Here is a 1,529-nt window from a genome sequence, read left to right as displayed (position 1 = left end):
CTTCTAATTTTATTTCCTTTTTCCCCATCGTGATAGTCGTTTGAACGCACTGATTAATCAACGCTTGAGCTGTTTTTCTTCCTTGATATTTTGGTAAAACTGCCAACAATGTTATAAAAGAATGTTCCAGCTTCTCATCACTCGCATAAAAGGTAATGAAGCCCGCCACCTCGTTATCTTCTTTTGCGACGTATGTGACAGCATCATTTATAAGTTTTTCAGCATATTGCTTCAAATCGATTGAATCTTCAGAAAGCGAGGGCGAGAACACACTATCGAATACGGTTAATAACTGATACATATTAAGCTGGTCCGTTATTTCTTCCATAATGGTTACTTCTTTCTATTTTGAATTTAAACGTTTAGTGATTAACTTCATATTAATAGATTGTTGGTCAATTGAAAAGTGAAACATCTCAATTGATTTTATAATCGCAGGTGTAACTTTTTAAATCTAATTATACTTTTACAACCACCGCGCGACAAACACTCTCGAATCTTCTATAATAAAAAAATTGAATCTTTAACCGGATTGATTGATAACCAAAAGAGCAATACTCATAATCTATTCGCTTTCAATCAGCACACCATCGTGCAAATCAAAACTACGTCCTAGAATAAGAGTATTACTCTTTAATTGTTGCTTTATTTTTTAAATGTTTCAGAAAAACCGAACGTCTTACCCTTTCACCCCTATATAGTCGTAAGCATTTAGACTATGGGTATCTTATACATGAGTCTGACTACGGAAATTTCCCCACTGAATGTTTCGAATGCTTCATCGGTATATTTTTCCGTTTCCCGACATATGTGCTGTGGATAATAATATTCTCTTAGTCATTTTGATCTCCTTCTCTATTTTCTAGTTGATTCATTATGAGATAGATTGTTTTGCTTTAAACGATAGTCTACTAAAGTTTGCGTATTCTCAAGTCCGACATCATCTACTATATCACTACCTAACAACACTTTTTTTATTGTTACGAAAAATATCTTGGCATCCAAAGTCAATGAAATGTTTTTCACATAATAGATATCCAAAGAGAATTTCTCTTCCCAAGTCACATTATTTCTGCCGTTGATTTGAGCCCATCCACTAATTCCAGGTTTAATATCGTGTCTAAATTTCTCACTTTCAGTATAGTAAGGTAAATATTCTTTTAAGAGTGGTCTGGGGCCTATAAAACTCATTTCACCTTTTAATATGTTCACTAATTGAGGTAATTCATCTAGACTAGTTTTACGGATGAATCTACCTATACGGAGCATACGTTCTGTGTCCGTAAGTCTTCTTTCCTCTTTATACAATTCTGTTCGCATACTGCGAAATTTATACAGTGTAAATAAGTGTTCGTTTTCCCCTATCCTCTGCTGCTTAAAAATAACCGACCCCTTACTATCTTCCATTTTTATAAGTACAGGAATTAGCACAAAAAATGGGGAACTGACGGATAATAATATAAAAGCGAATATAAAGTCAAATAAACGCTTAAATTTGGCATAGGTCATAATAACCCCTCCCTTATTTA

The 1,529-nt window shown here is 33.9% G+C and carries 2 protein-coding genes; both read right to left on the bottom strand.

What is annotated here, in order from left to right:
- A partial coding sequence (locus tag AX762_RS11925; protein ID WP_143139368.1) for a GNAT family N-acetyltransferase occupies positions 1 to 328 on the bottom strand: 328 nt, incomplete at its 3' end.
- Between the two features lie 527 nt (positions 329 to 855).
- Positions 856 to 1,529 (bottom strand): sugar transferase (locus AX762_RS11920; protein ID WP_305728190.1); only part of this gene is annotated, 674 nt, incomplete at its 5' end.

The sequence above is a fragment of the Alkalibacterium sp. 20 genome (assembly GCF_001885615.1).
Lineage (GTDB): Bacteria > Bacillota > Bacilli > Lactobacillales > Carnobacteriaceae_A > Alkalibacterium.
Note: the sequence above shows the minus strand (reverse complement) of the source record. Positions and strands in the feature narration are given on the sequence as shown.